The sequence below is a fragment of the Gordonia otitidis NBRC 100426 genome (assembly GCF_000248075.1).
GTDB lineage: Bacteria > Actinomycetota > Actinomycetes > Mycobacteriales > Mycobacteriaceae > Gordonia > Gordonia otitidis.
The window spans coordinates 28,984-45,181 of sequence record NZ_BAFB01000008.1; the positions used below are offsets into that span (position 1 = coordinate 28,984).

At 65.2% G+C, this 16,198-nt stretch carries 18 protein-coding genes; 9 read left to right on the forward strand and 9 right to left on the reverse strand.

Annotated elements, in window-relative coordinates; genetic code table 11:
- Positions 1-602: 602 nt before the first annotated feature.
- The 3 genes from galE to rfbB form a co-directional block, all read right to left on the reverse strand.
- A complete protein-coding gene (gene galE, locus GOOTI_RS01355; RefSeq protein ID WP_039993073.1) occupies positions 603-1,622 on the reverse strand; it encodes a UDP-glucose 4-epimerase GalE in 1,020 nt (339 codons plus the stop codon).
- A gap of 322 nt (positions 1,623-1,944) precedes the next feature.
- Positions 1,945-2,442 (reverse strand): hypothetical protein, encoded by a 498-nt coding sequence (locus GOOTI_RS01360; protein ID WP_227922324.1) that lies wholly within the window; start codon positions 2,440-2,442, stop codon positions 1,945-1,947.
- Between the two features lie 241 nt (positions 2,443-2,683).
- Positions 2,684-3,688, reverse strand: coding sequence for a dTDP-glucose 4,6-dehydratase (rfbB, locus tag GOOTI_RS01365; protein ID WP_007236754.1), 1,005 nt, complete (start codon positions 3,686-3,688; stop codon positions 2,684-2,686).
- 72 nt (positions 3,689-3,760) lie between these two features.
- Between rfbB and rfbA the strand changes: the two genes are divergently transcribed.
- Together rfbA and GOOTI_RS01375 are read left to right on the forward strand one after the other, a co-directional pair.
- Positions 3,761-4,639 carry a glucose-1-phosphate thymidylyltransferase RfbA gene (gene rfbA, locus GOOTI_RS01370; protein ID WP_007236755.1) on the forward strand — a complete coding sequence of 293 codons (879 nt, stop codon included), beginning with the start codon at positions 3,761-3,763 and terminating at the stop codon, positions 4,637-4,639.
- 122 nt (positions 4,640-4,761) lie between these two features.
- The gene (locus GOOTI_RS01375) at positions 4,762-5,388 is read left to right on the forward strand and encodes a dTDP-4-dehydrorhamnose 3,5-epimerase family protein (protein WP_007236756.1); all 627 of its coding nucleotides are present in this window, start codon (positions 4,762-4,764) and stop codon (positions 5,386-5,388) included.
- A 73-nt stretch (positions 5,389-5,461) separates the two neighbouring features.
- Here the strand turns inward: GOOTI_RS01375 and GOOTI_RS01380 are convergent, their stop codons facing one another.
- Both GOOTI_RS01380 and GOOTI_RS01385 read right to left on the reverse strand, forming a co-directional pair.
- Complete coding sequence (locus GOOTI_RS01380; RefSeq protein ID WP_007236757.1) at positions 5,462-5,806, reverse strand: DUF2304 domain-containing protein; 345 nt, start codon at positions 5,804-5,806, stop codon at positions 5,462-5,464.
- A gap of 3 nt (positions 5,807-5,809) precedes the next feature.
- Positions 5,810-6,562 (reverse strand): glycosyltransferase family 2 protein, encoded by a 753-nt coding sequence (locus GOOTI_RS01385; RefSeq protein WP_007236758.1) that lies wholly within the window; start codon positions 6,560-6,562, stop codon positions 5,810-5,812.
- On the opposite strand from GOOTI_RS01385, the gene GOOTI_RS27005 reads away from it, so the two are divergent.
- A complete protein-coding gene (locus tag GOOTI_RS27005; RefSeq protein ID WP_267879801.1) occupies positions 6,561-6,689 on the forward strand; it encodes a hypothetical protein in 129 nt (42 codons plus the stop codon). The genes GOOTI_RS01385 and GOOTI_RS27005 overlap by 2 nt on opposite strands.
- Positions 6,690-6,698: 9 nt before the next feature.
- Positions 6,699-7,571, forward strand: a complete 873-nt coding sequence (locus tag GOOTI_RS01390; RefSeq protein WP_007236759.1) for a glycosyltransferase family 2 protein — start codon at positions 6,699-6,701, stop codon at positions 7,569-7,571.
- On the opposite strand, the gene GOOTI_RS01395 is transcribed toward GOOTI_RS01390, so the two are convergent.
- Complete coding sequence (locus GOOTI_RS01395) at positions 7,544-8,779, reverse strand: polysaccharide biosynthesis protein (protein WP_007236760.1); 1,236 nt, start codon at positions 8,777-8,779, stop codon at positions 7,544-7,546. The genes GOOTI_RS01390 and GOOTI_RS01395 overlap by 28 nt on opposite strands.
- 21 nt (positions 8,780-8,800) lie before the next feature.
- Positions 8,801-10,156 carry a M1 family metallopeptidase gene (locus GOOTI_RS01400; RefSeq protein WP_007236761.1) on the reverse strand — a complete coding sequence of 452 codons (1,356 nt, stop codon included), beginning with the start codon at positions 10,154-10,156 and terminating at the stop codon, positions 8,801-8,803.
- Between the two features lie 227 nt (positions 10,157-10,383).
- Here GOOTI_RS01400 and GOOTI_RS01405 point away from each other — a divergent pair, with 227 nt between their 5' ends.
- Positions 10,384-10,803, forward strand: a complete 420-nt coding sequence (locus tag GOOTI_RS01405; RefSeq protein ID WP_007236762.1) for a DoxX family protein — start codon at positions 10,384-10,386, stop codon at positions 10,801-10,803.
- A 23-nt stretch (positions 10,804-10,826) separates the two neighbouring features.
- Here GOOTI_RS01405 and GOOTI_RS01410 read toward each other — a convergent pair whose 3' ends face one another.
- The gene (locus GOOTI_RS01410; RefSeq protein ID WP_007236763.1) at positions 10,827-11,384 is read right to left on the reverse strand and encodes a hypothetical protein; all 558 of its coding nucleotides are present in this window, start codon (positions 11,382-11,384) and stop codon (positions 10,827-10,829) included.
- 92 nt (positions 11,385-11,476) lie between these two features.
- Here GOOTI_RS01410 and GOOTI_RS01415 point away from each other — a divergent pair, with 92 nt between their 5' ends.
- From GOOTI_RS01415 to egtD, 3 genes are all read left to right on the forward strand, one after another.
- The gene (locus GOOTI_RS01415; protein WP_007236764.1) at positions 11,477-12,007 is read left to right on the forward strand and encodes a DUF5709 domain-containing protein; all 531 of its coding nucleotides are present in this window, start codon (positions 11,477-11,479) and stop codon (positions 12,005-12,007) included.
- 217 nt (positions 12,008-12,224) lie between these two features.
- Entirely contained in the window at positions 12,225-13,547 is a 1,323-nt protein-coding gene (gene egtB / locus GOOTI_RS01420) for an ergothioneine biosynthesis protein EgtB (protein ID WP_007236765.1), read from the forward strand.
- Entirely contained in the window at positions 13,544-14,503 is a 960-nt protein-coding gene (egtD, locus tag GOOTI_RS01425; RefSeq protein WP_007236766.1) for an L-histidine N(alpha)-methyltransferase, read from the forward strand. The genes egtB and egtD overlap by 4 nt, the downstream gene beginning before the upstream one ends.
- A 53-nt stretch (positions 14,504-14,556) precedes the next feature.
- Here egtD and GOOTI_RS01430 read toward each other — a convergent pair whose 3' ends face one another.
- A complete protein-coding gene (locus GOOTI_RS01430; protein ID WP_007236767.1) occupies positions 14,557-15,591 on the reverse strand; it encodes an LLM class flavin-dependent oxidoreductase in 1,035 nt (344 codons plus the stop codon).
- Between the two features lie 121 nt (positions 15,592-15,712).
- On the opposite strand from GOOTI_RS01430, the gene GOOTI_RS01435 reads away from it, so the two are divergent.
- Positions 15,713-16,099 carry an SHOCT domain-containing protein gene (locus tag GOOTI_RS01435; protein WP_007236768.1) on the forward strand — a complete coding sequence of 129 codons (387 nt, stop codon included), beginning with the start codon at positions 15,713-15,715 and terminating at the stop codon, positions 16,097-16,099.
- The last annotated feature ends 99 nt before the right edge of the window (positions 16,100-16,198 follow it).

The window sequence follows — 16,198 nt, forward strand, 5'->3', positions numbered from 1 at the left end:
CCGTGGGCGGCGCAGAAAGTAGGGGAAGAGGCCCGGGGGCGGATGTGTGCGGGGTACTTCAGAAGTGTCCTGCGCCGCGGTGGTCGGGGGCCGCAGAAAGTGGGGGAAAGAATTCTTCCCCGGGTTTTGGTCGTTTCCGCGGGTTGTTTCTGGGGGAAGGGGATGGAACAAGGGGAAGAGTCAGCGGGCGGCGCAGAAAGTGGGGGAAGGAACCGGTGGAGGTGCGGAAAAGCCGGGAGAGGCCGTCGCGGGGCGGGTGTGCGGTGCCGGGTGCACACGCTCGGCGCTCGACTGATCCGGCGCTGCGGAAAGTGGGGGAAAGAACTCTTCCCCTACTTTTGGTCTTTTCCGCGGGTTGTTTCTGAGGGAAGGGGATGAAACCAGGGGAAGGTCCCGTGACCAGCGCAGAAACCAGGGGAAGTGGCTGGAGTCGCTGCAGAAACTAGGGGCAGGTCCCGCGTGCCGAGCAGAAACCAGGGGAAGAGCCCGCGACCGCCGCAGAAACCAGCCGCAGAAACCAGGGGAAGAGCCCGCGACCGCCGCAGAAACACCGCAGGAACGAGGCAAAGACCCCGCGGCCGACGCGGGACCCTGCGCCCGGCTCATGCGTCGGGGTAGCCCTCCGGGTTGTTCGACTGCCAGCGCCAGGTGTCGACGCACATGTCGTCGATCGTCTTGCCCGCGGACCAGTTCAGCTCCTTGTTGGCCTTGGTCGGATCGGCGTACGACGCCGCGATGTCGCCTGCGCGACGCGGTGCGATCTCGTAGGGGATCGGGCGGCCGCTGGCGCGTTCAAAGGCCTGCACCACCTGGAGCACCGAAACCCCTTGCCCGGTACCGAGGTTCCACGTCGACATGGGGTCGCTGCCGGCGCTGATGCGCTCGAGGGCTGCGACGTGTCCCGCGGCGAGGTCGTCGACGTGGATGTAGTCGCGGACGCCGGTGCCGTCCGGGGTGTCGTAGTCGTCGCCGAAGATCGAGAGCTTCTCCCGACGCCCGACGGCGACCTGCGCGACGAACGGCATCAGGTTGTTGGGAATGCCGCTGGGGTCTTCGCCGATCTGTCCGCTCGGATGTGCGCCGACCGGATTGAAGTAGCGCAGCGCGGCGATCCGCCACGCGGGATCACTGGCGGCGACGTCGCGCAGCACCTGCTCGATCATCACCTTGGTCCAGCCGTAGGGATTGGTCGCCGACGTCGGGGAGTTCTCGGTCATCGGCAACACCGGTTCCGCCCCGTACACCGTCGCGGACGAGGAGAAGACCAGCCGATGCACATTGTGGCGTTGCATCGCGCGGAGGAGCGAGAACGTGCTGCCGAGATTGTTCTGGTAATACTCGAGCGGCTTGACCACCGATTCGCCGACAGCCTTGAACCCCGCGAAGTGGATCACGGCGTCGACGGCCTCGTCGTCGAAGAACTTCTCGGTCTTGTCGACGTCGGTGAGGTCGAATGAGTGCACGGGGATGTGGGTGCCGGTCAGTCCCTCGAGCCTGCCGACCACCGTCGGCTTGGCATTACTGAAATCGTCGACGACGACGACGTCGTGTCCGGCTTCAACGAGTCGGATCACCGTGTGTGAGCCGATGTAGCCGGCTCCTCCGCTGACGAGTACGCGCATGACGACCACGGTAAAGTGCGCGCCTGGGAGTCCACCAGCGGGGACCTGTGTGGCGTCCGCGAAGCGCGAGCGCTGCTATCGCGCATGACACAGCCGCTGTCGTGCACCGCACATGGCCAGTCGCATCGAGGCGCTCGTCAACGACGACACGAGCGCCTGATGGACCTACGTCGATGATGCCTTCGACGACGTGGTCTCAGGCCCTGTGAGACAGGCTTCCGCACTCGGAGTTGTGCTGCTGCCGCGCGACGTGGGGCGGAAACTGCACGCAAGCCGCGCGTGACCGACGGTGTGGCGACCGAGCAGCGTGGCGTCGTATCGATCACGTCGGACAGGCTCGGGTCACCACGGCGCCGCCGACGAGGGTGCCCACCGTCCCGACCGTCGGAGGCGACAGACACTGCATCACGCCGCCGAGCGTGGGCGTGAGGGTGCGCGGGTCGAACTGGAACGTCCAGCGCAGGTGGAGATCAGACGACGGGCGACGACCGGGATACATGCCGAATGCCTCGGGCAGCGTGGACCCTGGCCCCCGCCCCACGAAGGCATATCGCCTGTTTCCAGGTGTGCCCTGGTTGGCGTTGTGGAGCTTGCGCAGGACGGTGAAGAAGTACGGTGCGCTGAACGGGCTGTCCTGGCGGTAGATACCCGCGAACTCGTAGACCTGCACGTTCGCGGCGAAAAGCGCCTGGTAGGGGAGGTTGGCGAGGTCGTCGACGAGGGACGCCTCGGTCGGTGCCGGCGGTGTTGCGTCGGCCCTGGCGGCAACGGAGGCCGACACCGCGCCGCAGGCGACGATGACGCTGATCAGTGCCGCCACGATGCGACCGCGAACTCCGCGGCACACGCATCGACGGGAGCGCGGGACGCGAACCGAGCCCATGCAGACCTCCGTTGGTCGGTGGCCCCCGGCGGTCCTCCCTCACTGTCCAGAGTGTCGCGGGACTGCAGAACTGTCATCCTCGCCGACCCAATGAAACGAACCTGCAATCCGCGACGGTCACCTGTCGGGTGTTCGTGACCGAAGGGCAATGTGCCTCTGGCGGGGCGACGTCGAAGTCTCAGCCGACGACCTTCTCGGTGACCGCGTACTTCTGCTCGACGCCGTCCTTGGCCGGCTGCCACCAGCCTGCGTTGTCGCGGTACCAGTCGATCGTCGCCGACAGGCCGGACCGGAAGTCGGTATAACGCGGTGACCAGCCCAGTTCGGTCCTCAGGCGCGTCGAATCGATGGCGTATCGGCGGTCGTGTCCTGGCCGGTCGGTGACGAAGTCGAAGGCGTCCCGGGGCTGCCCGAGCAGTTCGAGGATGGTTTCGACGACGGTCCGGTTGTCGACCTCGCCGTCGGCGCCGATCAGGTAGGTCTCGCCGATCTGCCCCTTCTCGACGATCGTCCAGACGGCATCGTTGTGGTCGTCGACGTGAATCCAGTCGCGCACGTTGCGTCCGTCGCCGTACAGCTTCGGGCGCACCCCGGAGAGCACATTGGTGATCTGGCGGGGGATGAACTTCTCGACGTGCTGATACGGCCCGTAGTTGTTGGAGCAATTCGAGATGGTCGCGGGCACGCCGAACGAGCGCACCCACGCCCGCACCAGCAGGTCACTGCCCGCTTTGGTCGAGCTGTACGGGCTCGACGGGTTGTACGGGGTGGATTCGGTGAAGCGCGCCGGGTCGTCGAGGTCGAGGTCGCCGTAGACCTCGTCGGTACTGATGTGGTGATACCGCACGTCGTGGCGCCGCACCGCCTCGAGCAGGGTGTACGTGCCCACCAGGTTGGTCTGGACGAACGCCGACGGGTCGGCAAGCGAGTTGTCGTTGTGCGACTCCGCGGCGAAATGCACGACGAGGTCGGCGTCGGCGACGAGACGGTCGGTGAGCGCCGCGTCGGCGATGTCGCCCTCCACGAGGTCGATGCTGTCGGCGACGGGTGCAAGGGTCGACGGACTAGCCGCGTATGTGAGCTTGTCCAGAACGCGTAACTGCACGTCAGGCCGCTGCTCGAGTGTGCGGAGCACGAAGTTTGCGCCGATGAACCCGGCTCCACCGGTGACCAGAACCCGCATGCGCTCGTGACCTCTCATCTGTGGCGTGCGATCCGAATTGCCGCCTCGCCGTCGGCGTCTACCCTATTCGACATGCGCGGAATCATTCTCGCCGGCGGAACGGGGTCGAGGTTGCACCCGATCACGCAGGGTGTGAGTAAACAGCTGGTGCCTGTCTATGACAAGCCGATGATCTATTACCCGTTGTCGACGTTGATGTTGGCAGGTGTTCGCGACATCTTGGTGATCACGACACCGCAGGATTCCGCGGCGTTCTCGGGGTTGCTGGGCGACGGCAGTCAGTTCGGGGTGAACATCTCGTATGTGACGCAGGCGTCGCCGGATGGTCTGGCGCAGGCGTTCGTGCTGGGTGCCGATCACATCGGGAACGACTCGGTGGCGTTGGTGCTGGGCGACAACATCTTCTACGGCCCCGGTCTGGGTTCACAGCTGCAGGGGTTCGATGCGATCGACGGTGGTGCGATCTTCGCGTACTGGGTGGCCAACCCGTCGGCATACGGGGTGGTCGACTTCGACGCCCGGGGTAGGGCGGTGTCGTTGGAGGAGAAGCCGACCGCGCCGAAGTCGAACTATGCGGTGCCGGGCCTGTACTTCTACGACAATGACGTGATCGAGGTCGCCAAGGGTCTGCAGCCCAGTGCGCGTGGCGAGTACGAGATCACCGATGTCAATGCGCATTATCTGGAGCAGGGAAAGCTCGCGGTGAAGGTGTTGCCGCGTGGGACGGCGTGGTTGGACACCGGGACGTTCGATTCGTTGCTGGACGCGGGTAATTTCGTGCGCACCGTCGAACAGCGGCAGGGGCTCAAGATCGCTGTGCCAGAGGAGATCGCGTGGCGGCAGGGGTATCTGTCCGACGACGAGTTGGCGTCGTGCGCGGAGAAGTTGCGCAAGTCAGGATACGGCGATTACCTACTCGACGTGCTGGCGCGCGGCAAAGGTTTCGAGTAAAAAACAGGGGTTTCGAGTAAAAAAACAGGGGTTCGAGTAAAAAACAGGGGTTTCGAGTAAAAAACAGGGGTTTCGAGTGAACAACAGGGGTCTCGAGTGAACAGCATGGTGGGGGAGTTGGCGTGACGATTCGTCCGTTGTCGATCGACGGGGCATGGGAATTCACCCCCGTTCAGCACGGTGACCCGCGCGGGTTGTTCGCCGAGGTGTTCAAGGGTGACGTGCTCGCGGAGGTGATCGGTCACCGCCTCGACCTCGCCCAGGTGAACCTGTCGGTGTCGGCTGCCGGGGTGCTGCGCGGGGTGCATTTCGCCGACGTTCCGCCCGGGCAGGCAAAGTATGTGACGTGTCCGAAGGGGGCGATACTCGACGTCATCGTCGACATCCGCGTCGGGTCACCGACTTTCGGCACGTACGACACCGTGCTGCTCGACGACTCGGATCGGCGCGCGGTGTACCTGTCCGAAGGGCTCGGGCACGCGTTCTGTGCACTCGAGGACGGGTCGACGGTCACGTACCTGTGCTCGACCGGCTACAACCCCGGCGCCGAACACGGCATCAACCCGCTCGACCCGGAACTGGGCATCGACTGGCCGACGCTCGCGCGCGACGGCTCGCCGCTGACCTACGAACTGTCGGATAAGGACACCGCAGCACCGGGATTGACCGCGGCGCGGGAGTCCGGCCTGCTGCCCGATCACGCCGAGGTGACGGCATATCTGCGGTCCCTCGCCGAAGCGGCGTCGTAAACGCGGCTCGAGTTGGTGAACGCGGCCGGTACACCACCGGCGTTCACCGGTTCGGGCCGCGTCTGCGCGGGGTTCAGTCTCGACTGTTCTCGATCTCGGCGTTCTGCAGCGCGACGGCGCGGGCGAGACGTGCGTAGCGTATCTCCAGCTCGCGGAACCTGAGATACGTTGCGACAGTGGTGAATGCGAAAGCGATGACCAAGCAGTAGAGGACGAGGTCGGTGCCGCGCCCGACGCCGACCCAACCCGCGACGGTCGTCAGGTCATTGGGCCGGAACATCGCGTAGACGCCGAACACCACGAACGCGACGAACAGAAGTTTCACGCCTGCAGACGATCTCGCGTTACCGCGGTTGGTCACGAAGAACCACACCAGTCCGAGGGCCGCGAGTAGAAGAAGGATCTGGATGACGATCATGGGCTATCTCCTCATGCGTCCGTGCAGCAGACCGTCGGCGACGATGTTGACGCCGTTGATCAGCGACTGCCCCTTGGCGCGCGAGTAGTCGGTGTAGAGGATGGTGACCGGTTGTTCGGCCACCCGCCAGTGATGGTGGTCGATGAGTGCCACGAACTCCGACGCGTGACTCATGCCCGCCATCAGCAGGTCGAGTTGGTCGGCGACGGTCCTGTTGAACGCCCGCAGCCCGTTGTGCGCGTCGGAGAGCCCGAGTCTGCGGGTGCGTGGACTCAGGAAGACGACGGTCCGCAGCACGATGCGACGCAGGAGCGGAACCGACTCGCTGCGACCGTCGGCGAAGCGGGTTCCGACGATGATGTCGACGGGCTCGGAGCGGAGTCGGTCGATCATGGTCACCACGTCGTCGACGCGGTGCTGGCCGTCGGCGTCGAAGGTGACGAAGTAGCTGGCGCCGGGCCGTGACCGCGCATATTCGACGCCGGTCTGGATCGCTGCACCCTGCCCGAGGTTGACCGGATGGCGGACGACGTGAATACCGGTGGATGTCGTGTGTTCGTAACCGTCACGTGCCCGATCGACTTCGGCTGCGGCTTCTCTGATCCGGGCGACGGAGTCATCGGAGCTGCCGTCGTCGACACACACGATGTTGGGGAAGGTCTTCGCGGCCTCGACGAGGACGTCGCGGATCACCGCCCCCTCGTTGTAGACGGGGATCACCAACCACACGTCGTCGTTGGTCGAGCGGTCCGTCATGGGGGTTACCCTATCGGAGCAGGTGCGCAGCACCGGCGAGTGGACGCTCGGGGGTGGCGACCGTTTCGACGTCACGGGCTCGCTCTGGTGTGAGGTCGCCGAACGCAGCCGGATCGCCGGCGTCTAGCCTGTTGGGGTGCCGATCGACGTCATGATGCCCTTTTACGGCGACGTCGATCAGTTCAAGCAGGCGGTCACGAGTGTTCTCGAGCAGTCCGATCGCGGCTTTCGGCTGGTGGTCGTCGACGACGGCTATCCCAGTGACGAGCCGCGTGAATGGTTGGCCGCCCTCGCCGACGACCGCGTGCAGTACCTGCGTAACGTGCAGAACCTCGGGGTGAACGGCAATTTTCGACGCTGCGCCGAACTCGTCATCGCCGACCGCTTCGTGGTCATGGGGTGCGACGACGTGATGCTGCCGGGGTACCTCGCCGCCGTGCGTGCGCTGTCGGCCGCGCATCCCGACGCCGCCGTGATCGCGCCGGGTGTCGAGGTGATCGACACGGACGACCGCGTGGTCCGTCCGCTCGGGGACCGGATCAAGGCTGTCCTCGCGCCGTCGTCGTCGACGGTCTTGCAGGGTGAGGCTATGGCGACCAGCCTCTACCGCGGTAACTGGACCTATTTTCCCTCGCTGCTGTGGCGCACCGAGGCGGTGCGGAAGGTCGGATTCAGGGAGGGACTCGACGTCGTCCTCGACCTCGCACTCCTCGTCGACCTCGCGTTCGCGGGGGAAGCGCTTGCCTACGACCCGCGAGTCGTCTTCCGCTATCGACGTCATGAGGCATCGGTCAGCTCGGTGCAGGCGGTGGATGGCAGGCGTTTTGCGGAGGAGAACGCCTTCTTCGCCGCGGAAGCCGCTCGGTGCAGCGCCCGCGGCTGGCCTCGTGCCGCACGCGCGGCACGACTGCACCTCACATCGCGGCTGCACCACGCGATGGCGCGGATCGGCGGCGCGGCGACTGTGGTGTCGGCCCGGGTTCAGACCCGCACGAGACGGGCCAGGTGAACTCCGACGCCAGCGAGCGGCCCGAGGACGAGCGACAGCGCGACCCGGTCGGTCACCTCGATCGGAACGACGAGCAACGCCGCACACGCGACCGCTGCCGCCCACCAGCCGGCGGCATACCAGCGATGCGCCCCGACGGACAGCGTCGCAGCGCCGGTGACGGTCAGCAGCCCCAGCGCCGTGGCACCGAGCATGAACAGTGCGATCGCCGCGCCACCGAGGGCAAAATCTGCACCGAAGATGTGTGTCAGCAGCCAGGATCCGATCGCCCACGCCGCAATCGCGCCCACGGCCCCGACCACCACCACCGCTGCGAGCGGCACAGCCAGCGACCGCATCAGCGTTGCGCGGGCGGCGACGAATCGGGTGATCAACACTCCCTGAAAGCTGTTCAGTGGCACCAGGAGTGGTGCCCGCGTGAGCGTGACAGCGAGTATGACGGCACCCACCACGCGGGAGTCGTCGCCGGGTCGTGCTGTGATGTTGATGAGGACCGGAAAGCCCATCACCACGACGGCCGACGCCAACGCGGCGGCCATGGCCGTGAGTGTGTTCGAGGCTAGTCGTCGATCGTCGACGTCGCCGGGCAGACCGACCACGCGTCGAGCGGTCGCCGACAGCGAAAGCACCACGATCCACGAGACCGAGCCGAGCACCGTGATCATCAGGAAGGCCGGCACACCCCAGTCGAACGCCACGGCGATCGCCGCGCCGAACAGTCGGATGAGTGCGTCGATACTCAGCAGCATGGCGAAGGGCGACCACGACAACGAACCCGACAGTGCGCCACAGAGATGCGCGTACACAGCGAAACTCGCAACCCCGACGGCGAGCAGTACCACCGAGAGTGTGCGGTACTCGTCGAAGACGTGACCCGCCCACAGCGGGGACGACGCCGCTACGACAGCGGCCAGCCCGACCCCGATGGCCAGATTGACGACCACCGGTCTTCCCCGGGCGACTACGGATTCCGATGCGGCGCGGACCGTCCTGGTCGTCTCCTGCAGCTGCCCGTTCTGCGCGCCGGTCACCAGTCCGTACGCCGCCCAGAACACGGCGAACACGGCGTAGCCCGTCGCACCGAGCTGGCGTGCCGCGAGGAGTAGGACCAGATATCCCGACGCCGCCGCGATCACCGTCGCGATGGTGACGCGGCCGACGGCCCCGCGGCTGCCGACCGTGGACTCGGGTTCAGACCCGGACGTCATCGACACATCGATTGCCGCGTGTCAGGACGGTTCCGGGAAGGCCGGCAGCTCGGGGGTGAACAGCCAGGCCTGCCACAGGTCGTGCAGCGGGGTGTCGGAATAGTTCGCCGCGAGTGCGATGAAGTCCTCGGTGCTGACGGTGCCGTACCGATACTTGTCGGTCCAGCGGTGCAGCAGAGCGAAGAAATTGCCGTCACCGATCCGAAGTCGTAAGGCGTGCAGCGTGATTGCGCCACGCTTGTAGACCCAGTCGTCGAACATCTTGCGCGGCCCCGGCTCGGTGAGCGGAACCCGGACAGGGTTCGCGGCGAGCTTGGCGTAGTAGTGCTTGGCCCACTCACCGGCGCTTCGACCGCCCGACCGTTGGCTCCACAACCATTCGGCGTAGCACGCGAATCCCTCGTGAAGCCAGATGTCGTGCCACTGGTCCAGCGTCACCGAATTGCCGAACCACTGATGTGCGAGTTCGTGTGCGATCAGTCTCTCGGCATTGCGACTGCCGTCGCAGTGGTTGGCTCCGAAAGTGGAGAAACTCTGTGCCTCGATGGGGATTTCGAGCGGATCGTCGGTTACCACCACGGTGTATTTGGCAAACGGGTAGGGGCCGAACATCTCGGTGAACGCCTCGACCATCTCCAGTTGCCTGCCGAAGTCGATGCGGAAGTTCTCCTTCAACCGCGGTGGCAGAACGGCTTCCACCGGAACGGGTTTGGATGCGAGACGGAGCTGCTCGTACGGGCCGACCTGGATCGACGCGAGGTAGGTCGACATGGGTTCGATCTGCTCGTACACCCACGTCGTCTGTGCTGCACGCACGCGCTTGGACTCGAGAACGCCGTTCGCGAGGGCGTAGTACGGGCTGTCGGTGGTGATCGAGATGCGGTAGGGCGCTTTGGCGCTGGGGTGGTCGTCGCAGGGGAACCACGACGCTGCGCCATTGGGTTGGTTGGCACACAGTGCACCGTCGGTGAGTTCCTCCCACCCGACGGTGCCCCACGGACCACGGATCGGACGAGGGGTTCCGCTGTAGCGGATCACGATCGTCATCGCGCCGCCGGGCGGGATGGGCGACGACGGCGTGACGACGAGTTTGCGCTGTCGGTGGCTGTACCTGACGCGCATGTCGTTGACGGTCACCTTGCTCACCTTGAGGGTCGACGCCATGTCGAGACTCAGGCGCGGCAGTTCGATGTACGACGTTGCCGTCAATGTCGCGGTGCCCTCGAGTCGGTTGCTGGACACCTTGTATTCGAGGTCGAGATCGTAGCGGGAGATGCGGTAGCCGAGGTTGCCGTTGTCGGGCAGGTAAGGGTCGACGCTGTCGGCGGGAGTCCCGAGTACCGGTTGCCGTGAACTCTTCCCCGACTTTCCCGGCACTCAACGGCTCCTGTCTCTTGCTCTACGTGTCTGTCGAATTCTCTCGGACGGATGTTCTCGGCGCCGCATTCTCGGCGCCGTTTCCTCGATCCGGACGCGAGAACTCACCCTACCCGTAGCGTTGGCTTCGTGAGGCGCGCCATGTTGTAACCGGACCATGGTCCGGTTAGATTGATCTCGACACATACACAGCAGGGGCGGGTGACCGCCCCGTGAAAGGTTGAAGCATGTACCCGATCCGTAGTCTCGGACTCTTCGCCGCGCGAGTGATCCTCGGCATCATCTTCATCGCCCATGGTTGGCAGAAGCTGCACACCTGGGGTCTCGACGGAACGAAGGCGAGCTTCAGCAAGATGGGCGCGCCCTTCCCCGAGTTCTCGGCCTACTACGCGACCTGGGTGGAACTGATCGGCGGCATTCTGCTGATCGTCGGTGTGCTGCTCCCGCTGGTGTCGGTGCTGTTGATCATCGACATGATCGGAGCGATCTTCGTCGCACACATCGACCAGGGTTTCTGGGCCTCCGACGGCGGCTACGAGTTCCCGCTTGCACTCATCGCGGGCCTTCTCGCTGTCGGCTTCGCCTCGGCGGGTGGTCTGGCGTTCGATACCCATGTGTTCCGACGCCGGAACCGCGTGGCCGACTGACCCGCGGTCAGTGCGGCGTCAGCTCAGCTGATCAGGCCGTCGATCGTGACCTGCGGCCAGCGATGTGCGTCCGCCGATCTGGTCGTCGAGACCAGATCGGCGAGCGCGGTCCCCAACGCTCTGGCGTGGCGAATCGCGACGCCGTCGACGCGTTCGTCCGACAGCAGAGTCGTCGGGTCGCTCCCGTTGCGGTGCGCGGCTGCCGCGCCGAGCAATCGGCGGGCCGCAACCGGATCGGTCTCCCACAACGCGTCGGCGGTCAGCAGGTAGAGGCGCAGGGCGTGGGCGTAGTCGGCGAGGTGCACCAGCGCCCACGCCCAGTGCTTGGCGACGTCGACTGTTGCTGCTTCTCCACGCCCGTGCGTGTGCACGTATTTGCCGTACAACTCACGGCACAGCGGATCGGAGTCGGCCCAGAGTTCGAGTGCTGACATGCAGCGCACGCAGTCGTGGACGTTCGCGAGGTACGACACCGAATACGGTCCCTCGCGTCGAGATCGCATCTCGCGCAGGACCGAGAACTCGGCGAGGGCGTGGTCGTACTCGCCGGCCGCGTAGTGCGCTTCGGCGTCCTGTTGCATTTCTGCCAACATCTCCACAGTTTCCCCGATCGAGCGTCGCCACGTGCGGTCTTTGCCGTTTCGACGTCCGACGCTGCGCCTATCGTGGAGGTGTGAGCGACGAAAACGAATCCATCATCGAAGGTGACAGCGAGTACGCACTCGACCCCGACGATCAGTTGCAACCGCAGGACACGCTCGACGATCGGGGCGTCGAAGACGTTCTCGACGAGGGATACTCACCGCCCGATTACGAGCCCAAGGCCGCGATGCGCGGGCTCACCGCCGAAGAGATGCGTGAGGGCGAGTCGCTCGACGAGAAGCTCTCCGAAGAAGAGCCCGACGTGTGGCAGAAGGACGATCCGCTCGACGAGATCGAGCGCGACGAGAATGAGGACTGGCAAGCGCACGAGAGCGATTCGAGCCCGGAGTTCGTCGAGGACGATCAAGTGGGTGACCGACGCGCAGGCCGACTCCTCGCCCCAGACGAGGGTGGCGTCGTCGACTCGGAATCGGAGGCCGTGGCCAGCGACTGCGGTATCGACGGTGCCGGTGCGAGCGCAGAAGAGGCTGCGGTGCATGTGGTCGACGAGGGTGAGGACGCCGCCGACGCGCAGTGGGAGGACGAAGAAGAGGGTCGCTGAGCACAGGGCGCCGCCGGCCTGGGACTGCAGGGCGTCGGGTTCCCCGCTTCGCGGCCGGCGATGTCAGACCCCTGTGCTGGACTGGGCCAAGGGTTGTGAACCGCCTGCTCGGCGCGTGCGGCGTTGACAGGATCCGAGACCCTGGCAACGATGGTGTTGTCGGCGCGCGACCACTCGGTCGCCCGTCCCCCGACGATCAGCCACCGGAGGTATTCCAGTGAGCATCACCAATCGCATGTCCGCCGAGCAGGTTTCGGCACCCACAGACGAAGCGTCGAGAACCCGACGATTCCTCGACATCAGGGCGTTGACCGATCGACTGACCTCCACACTGTCGGCCGAGGACCAGACCCCGCAGTCGATGACCGCTGCCAGCCCGACCAAGTGGCATCGCGCGCACGTGACCTGGTTCTTCGAGGAATTCATCTTGCGCGGCGACCCGTCGTACGTGGTCTATGACGAGGCCTTCCGCTACCTCTTCAACAGCTACTACGAGACGGTCGGCGAGCGGCACCCCCGACCCGACCGCGGTCTGGTGACCCGTCCGGGCATCACCGACATCACCCGCTACCGCGAGTACGTCGACTCGGCGATGTGCGATCTGCTCGAGCGTGGCGACCACGACGAATCGACGCTCGCGCTACTGGAACTCGGGTGCAACCACGAGCAACAGCATCAGGAACTGATCCTGATGGACCTCAAGCATCTGTTCTCCACACACCACTTCGACCCGGTCTACGTCGACCGGCCGGTGGACGTGCCGGGTTCGCCCGAGTCCCTGACCTGGCGAGCCGTTGCGGGCGGTGTCGTCGAAGTCGGAACACCGTTCGCGGGCTCAGGCACCACGCCCGACACATTCGCCTACGACAACGAGGGACCGCGTCATCGCGTGTTCCTGGAGGATTTCGAGATCGCCGAGCGGGCGGTCACGAACGCCGAGTGGCTGGAGTTCATGGCGGACGGCGGCTATGGGCGACACGAGCTGTGGTTGTCCAACGGTTGGGCCCATATCAACGAAACAGGCTGGCGTGCACCCGGCTACTGGTCTTTCGACGACGGAGAGTGGACGACGTTCACACTGTCGGGGCGTCGGGCCGTGGTGCCCGACGAACCGGTCATGCATGTGTCGTTCTACGAGGCGGACGCCTTCGCACGATGGGCAGACGCTCGTCTGCCGACCGAATTCGAGTGGGAGTACGCGGCAACCGGCGCGCCGAGCGTGCCGGGCGGCCCGAACCCGGCGGGAGTCGGCGGCGCGCGTGGACAGCTGCTCGATCCGGCACGATGTCACCCGCGTCGAGCTGGTTCGGCGATGATCGGCGACGTCTGGGAGTGGACGTCGAGTGCCTATCTGCCCTATCCGGGCTTCGCGCCCGCGAACGGGGCCGTCGGCGAGTACAACGGCAAGTTCATGTGCGATCAGCACGTCCTTCGCGGTGCCAGCGCGATCACCCCGCCCGGCCACGAACGGGTCAGCTACCGCAACTTCTTCCCGGCCGATTCACGCTGGGTCTTCTCGGGATTGCGTCTGGCCCGATGACCTCGACCACCGCCGACTCGGCGCTCGCAGCCGATGCAGCAGAAGGCCTCTGGCAGGACCCTCCCGTGCTGCCGACGAAGTGGCTCTACGACGAACGCGGCAGCAAACTGTTCGACGAGATCACCTTCCTGCCCGAGTATTATCCGACGCGTCGTGAGACGGCGATCCTCACACGCCACGCCGCCGACATCGCGTCGACGACGGACGCGACGATGATGGTCGAGCTAGGCTCGGGAACCTCTACCAAGACTCGACTTCTGCTCGACGCTTTTGCCGCCAACGCCGCCGAGCACGGGCGCACTTTCACCTACGTACCCGTCGATGTCAGTTCCGAGATGCTGCGCAGCACAGCCGACGTCCTGGCCACCGACTATCCGTCACTCGTCATCGAACCGGTGCTCGCCGACTTCACCGAACCGGGACTTCGCCTACCCGAGACAGACGGGTCGCGACTCGCCGCGTTCCTCGGGGGAACCATCGGGAACTTCGACGACGCCGCGCGCCACGCGTTCTTCGCCCGACTGTCCGAAGCGCTGAGCCCGGGCGACTACCTCCTCCTCGGAGCCGACCGCGTCAAGGACACCGGTCGACTTGTCGCCGCATACGACGACAAGGCCGGTGTCACAGCAGATTTCAACCGCAACATGATCGAAGTGTTGCGTCGGGGTCTTGATGCGACAGGTCTGTTCGTCGACGATTTCGACCACATCGCCCGCTGGAACCCCAAAAAGCACAGGATCGAGATGTGGCTACGCGCACGGCGCGATGTCGACGCTCACTTCGGGGCACTGGATCGCGACTGGTCGCTGCCCGCAGGCGCGGAGATCCTCACCGAGATCAGCACCAAGTTCGCACCCGACCAACTCGCCGACGAACTGTCCGCGGCAGAGTTACCTGTCGTGACCACGTGGACCGACGACGCCGACGACTTCCAGGTGACCTTGAGTCGTCGATAAGCGGACCGTCGACACACGGAGTCAGGTGGCGGCACCTCCCATGAGATGGCCCCTCAGGACTCCAACAGCTCGCGCACCCGCGGGATCACCTGTGTGCCATAGAGTTCGACGCTACGCATGAGCGCGGAGTGCGGGAGTGTGCCGTGTGAGTACTTGAGATCGAACCGGCTCAGTCCCAACGCCTTCGCAGTGTTCGCGATCTTTTGCGCCACCGTCTCCGTGGACCCGACGTAGAGCGAACCGTTGGGTCCGGTCGACTGATCGAACTCGATGCGTGTGGGTGGCGGCCAGCCGCGTTCGGCGCCGATGCGACCGACGCTGACGCGGTAATGCGGCCACAGTTCGTCGCGTGCCTGTTCGTCGGTGTCTGCGACGTGCCCGGGGGAGTGAACTCCGACGGGGAGATCGGTTGGCTTGTCGAGTTGTTCGAGGGCACGACGATAAAGGTCGACGTACGGTGCGAACCGCAGCGGATCGCCACCGATGATCGCGAGCATCAGCGGGAGGCCGTAGCTCGCGGCCCGAACCACCGATTCCGGGCTCCCACCCACTGCGATCCACGTGGGCAGCGGGGGATTCTCCAGCAGTGGGTAGACCGATTGGTCATCGAGCGCAGGCCGCAGAGTGCCGCTCCAGGTGACGGGCTGACCGGTCCGCAGCTCGGCGAAAAGCGAGAGCTTCTCGTTGAAGAGCTCTTCGTATTGGTCGAGCTCGAACCCGAACAGCGGAAACGACTCGGTGAACGAACCGCGCCCGAGAATCACCTCGGCGCGTCCCGACGAGATCGCGTCGACGGTCGAGAAGCGCTCGAACACCCGGATCGGGTCGTCGGAACTGAGCACGGTGACGGCCGATCCGAGTCGTATGCGTCGGGTACGCGCCGCTATCGCGCCGAGCACGACATCCGGTGCCGAGACCGCGTAGTCGTCGCGGTGATGCTCACCGAGTCCCAAGAAGTCGACGCCGACGGAATCGGCGAGGACGGCTTGCTCGAGTACGTTGCGGATCGTCTGCGCGTAGGAGACGGTGTCGCCGGAGTCGTCGACGGTGACGTCGCCGAAGGTGTCGAGTCCGAGTTGGAGGGTCATAAGTCCCATCCTGCCCGACTACGCGGACGAATCCACTGCGCCGGCCCTCAGCCATCCACGAATGCCTGTACCTTTAGGCACGGCCGAAATAGTCGGTTCCCGCCAAGCTAGGAGAAACCAAATGTGGGAAGGCTTCTGGAACTTCCTGTGGACGATGGTCGTGATCTTCGCGTTCGTCGCCTACCTGATCGTGTTGTGGTACATCATCGCCGACCTCTTCCGCGACCATAAGTCCTCGGGGTGGGCCAAGGCAGCCTGGGTCATCTTCCTGATCATCTTCCCCTACATCACGGCCATCGTGTATCTGCTGGTGAAGGGCAGGGGAATGCAGGAGCGCGCGCAGGCCGCCGCCGCGGAATACAAGAAGGAATCCGACACGTACATCCGCGACGTCGCGGGTACCTCTCCCGCTCAGCAGATCGCGGACGCGAAGTCGCTTCTCGACTCCGGCGCGATCACCCCCGAAGAATACGAACAACTGAAGTCGAAGGCTCTCGCCTCGAACTGAGTGCACTGAATTCTCGACAGCACAAGCACATACAGCGAACTGCCCGTCCCCCAGGGGGCGGGCAGTTCGCGTGCGCGAATGCCGGTTGTCCGAGCCGAC

Excerpts from the sequence above, each read along its gene's own strand:
- GOOTI_RS01385 (WP_007236758.1), bottom strand. The coding sequence starts at position 6,562 with ATGACGGACCGCTCGACCAACGACGACGTGTGGTTGGTGATCCCCGTC.
- rfbA (WP_007236755.1), top strand. The coding sequence starts at position 3,761 with ATGCGCGGAATCATTCTCGCCGGCGGAACGGGGTCGAGGTTGCACCCG.
- GOOTI_RS01430 (WP_007236767.1), bottom strand. The coding sequence starts at position 15,591 with ATGACCCTCCAACTCGGACTCGACACCTTCGGCGACGTCACCGTCGAC.
- GOOTI_RS01380 (WP_007236757.1), bottom strand. The coding sequence starts at position 5,806 with ATGATCGTCATCCAGATCCTTCTTCTACTCGCGGCCCTCGGACTGGTG.
- GOOTI_RS27005 (WP_267879801.1), top strand. The coding sequence starts at position 6,561 with ATGGGGGTTACCCTATCGGAGCAGGTGCGCAGCACCGGCGAGTGGACG.
- GOOTI_RS01435 (WP_007236768.1), top strand. The coding sequence starts at position 15,713 with ATGTGGGAAGGCTTCTGGAACTTCCTGTGGACGATGGTCGTGATCTTC.
- GOOTI_RS01405 (WP_007236762.1), top strand. The coding sequence starts at position 10,384 with ATGTACCCGATCCGTAGTCTCGGACTCTTCGCCGCGCGAGTGATCCTC.
- GOOTI_RS01410 (WP_007236763.1), bottom strand. The coding sequence starts at position 11,384 with ATGCAACAGGACGCCGAAGCGCACTACGCGGCCGGCGAGTACGACCAC.
- egtD (WP_007236766.1), top strand. The coding sequence starts at position 13,544 with ATGACCTCGACCACCGCCGACTCGGCGCTCGCAGCCGATGCAGCAGAA.
- galE (WP_039993073.1), bottom strand. The coding sequence starts at position 1,622 with ATGCGCGTACTCGTCAGCGGAGGAGCCGGCTACATCGGCTCACACACG.
- rfbB (WP_007236754.1), bottom strand. The coding sequence starts at position 3,688 with ATGCGGGTTCTGGTCACCGGTGGAGCCGGGTTCATCGGCGCAAACTTC.
- GOOTI_RS01395 (WP_007236760.1), bottom strand. The coding sequence starts at position 8,779 with ATGACGTCCGGGTCTGAACCCGAGTCCACGGTCGGCAGCCGCGGGGCC.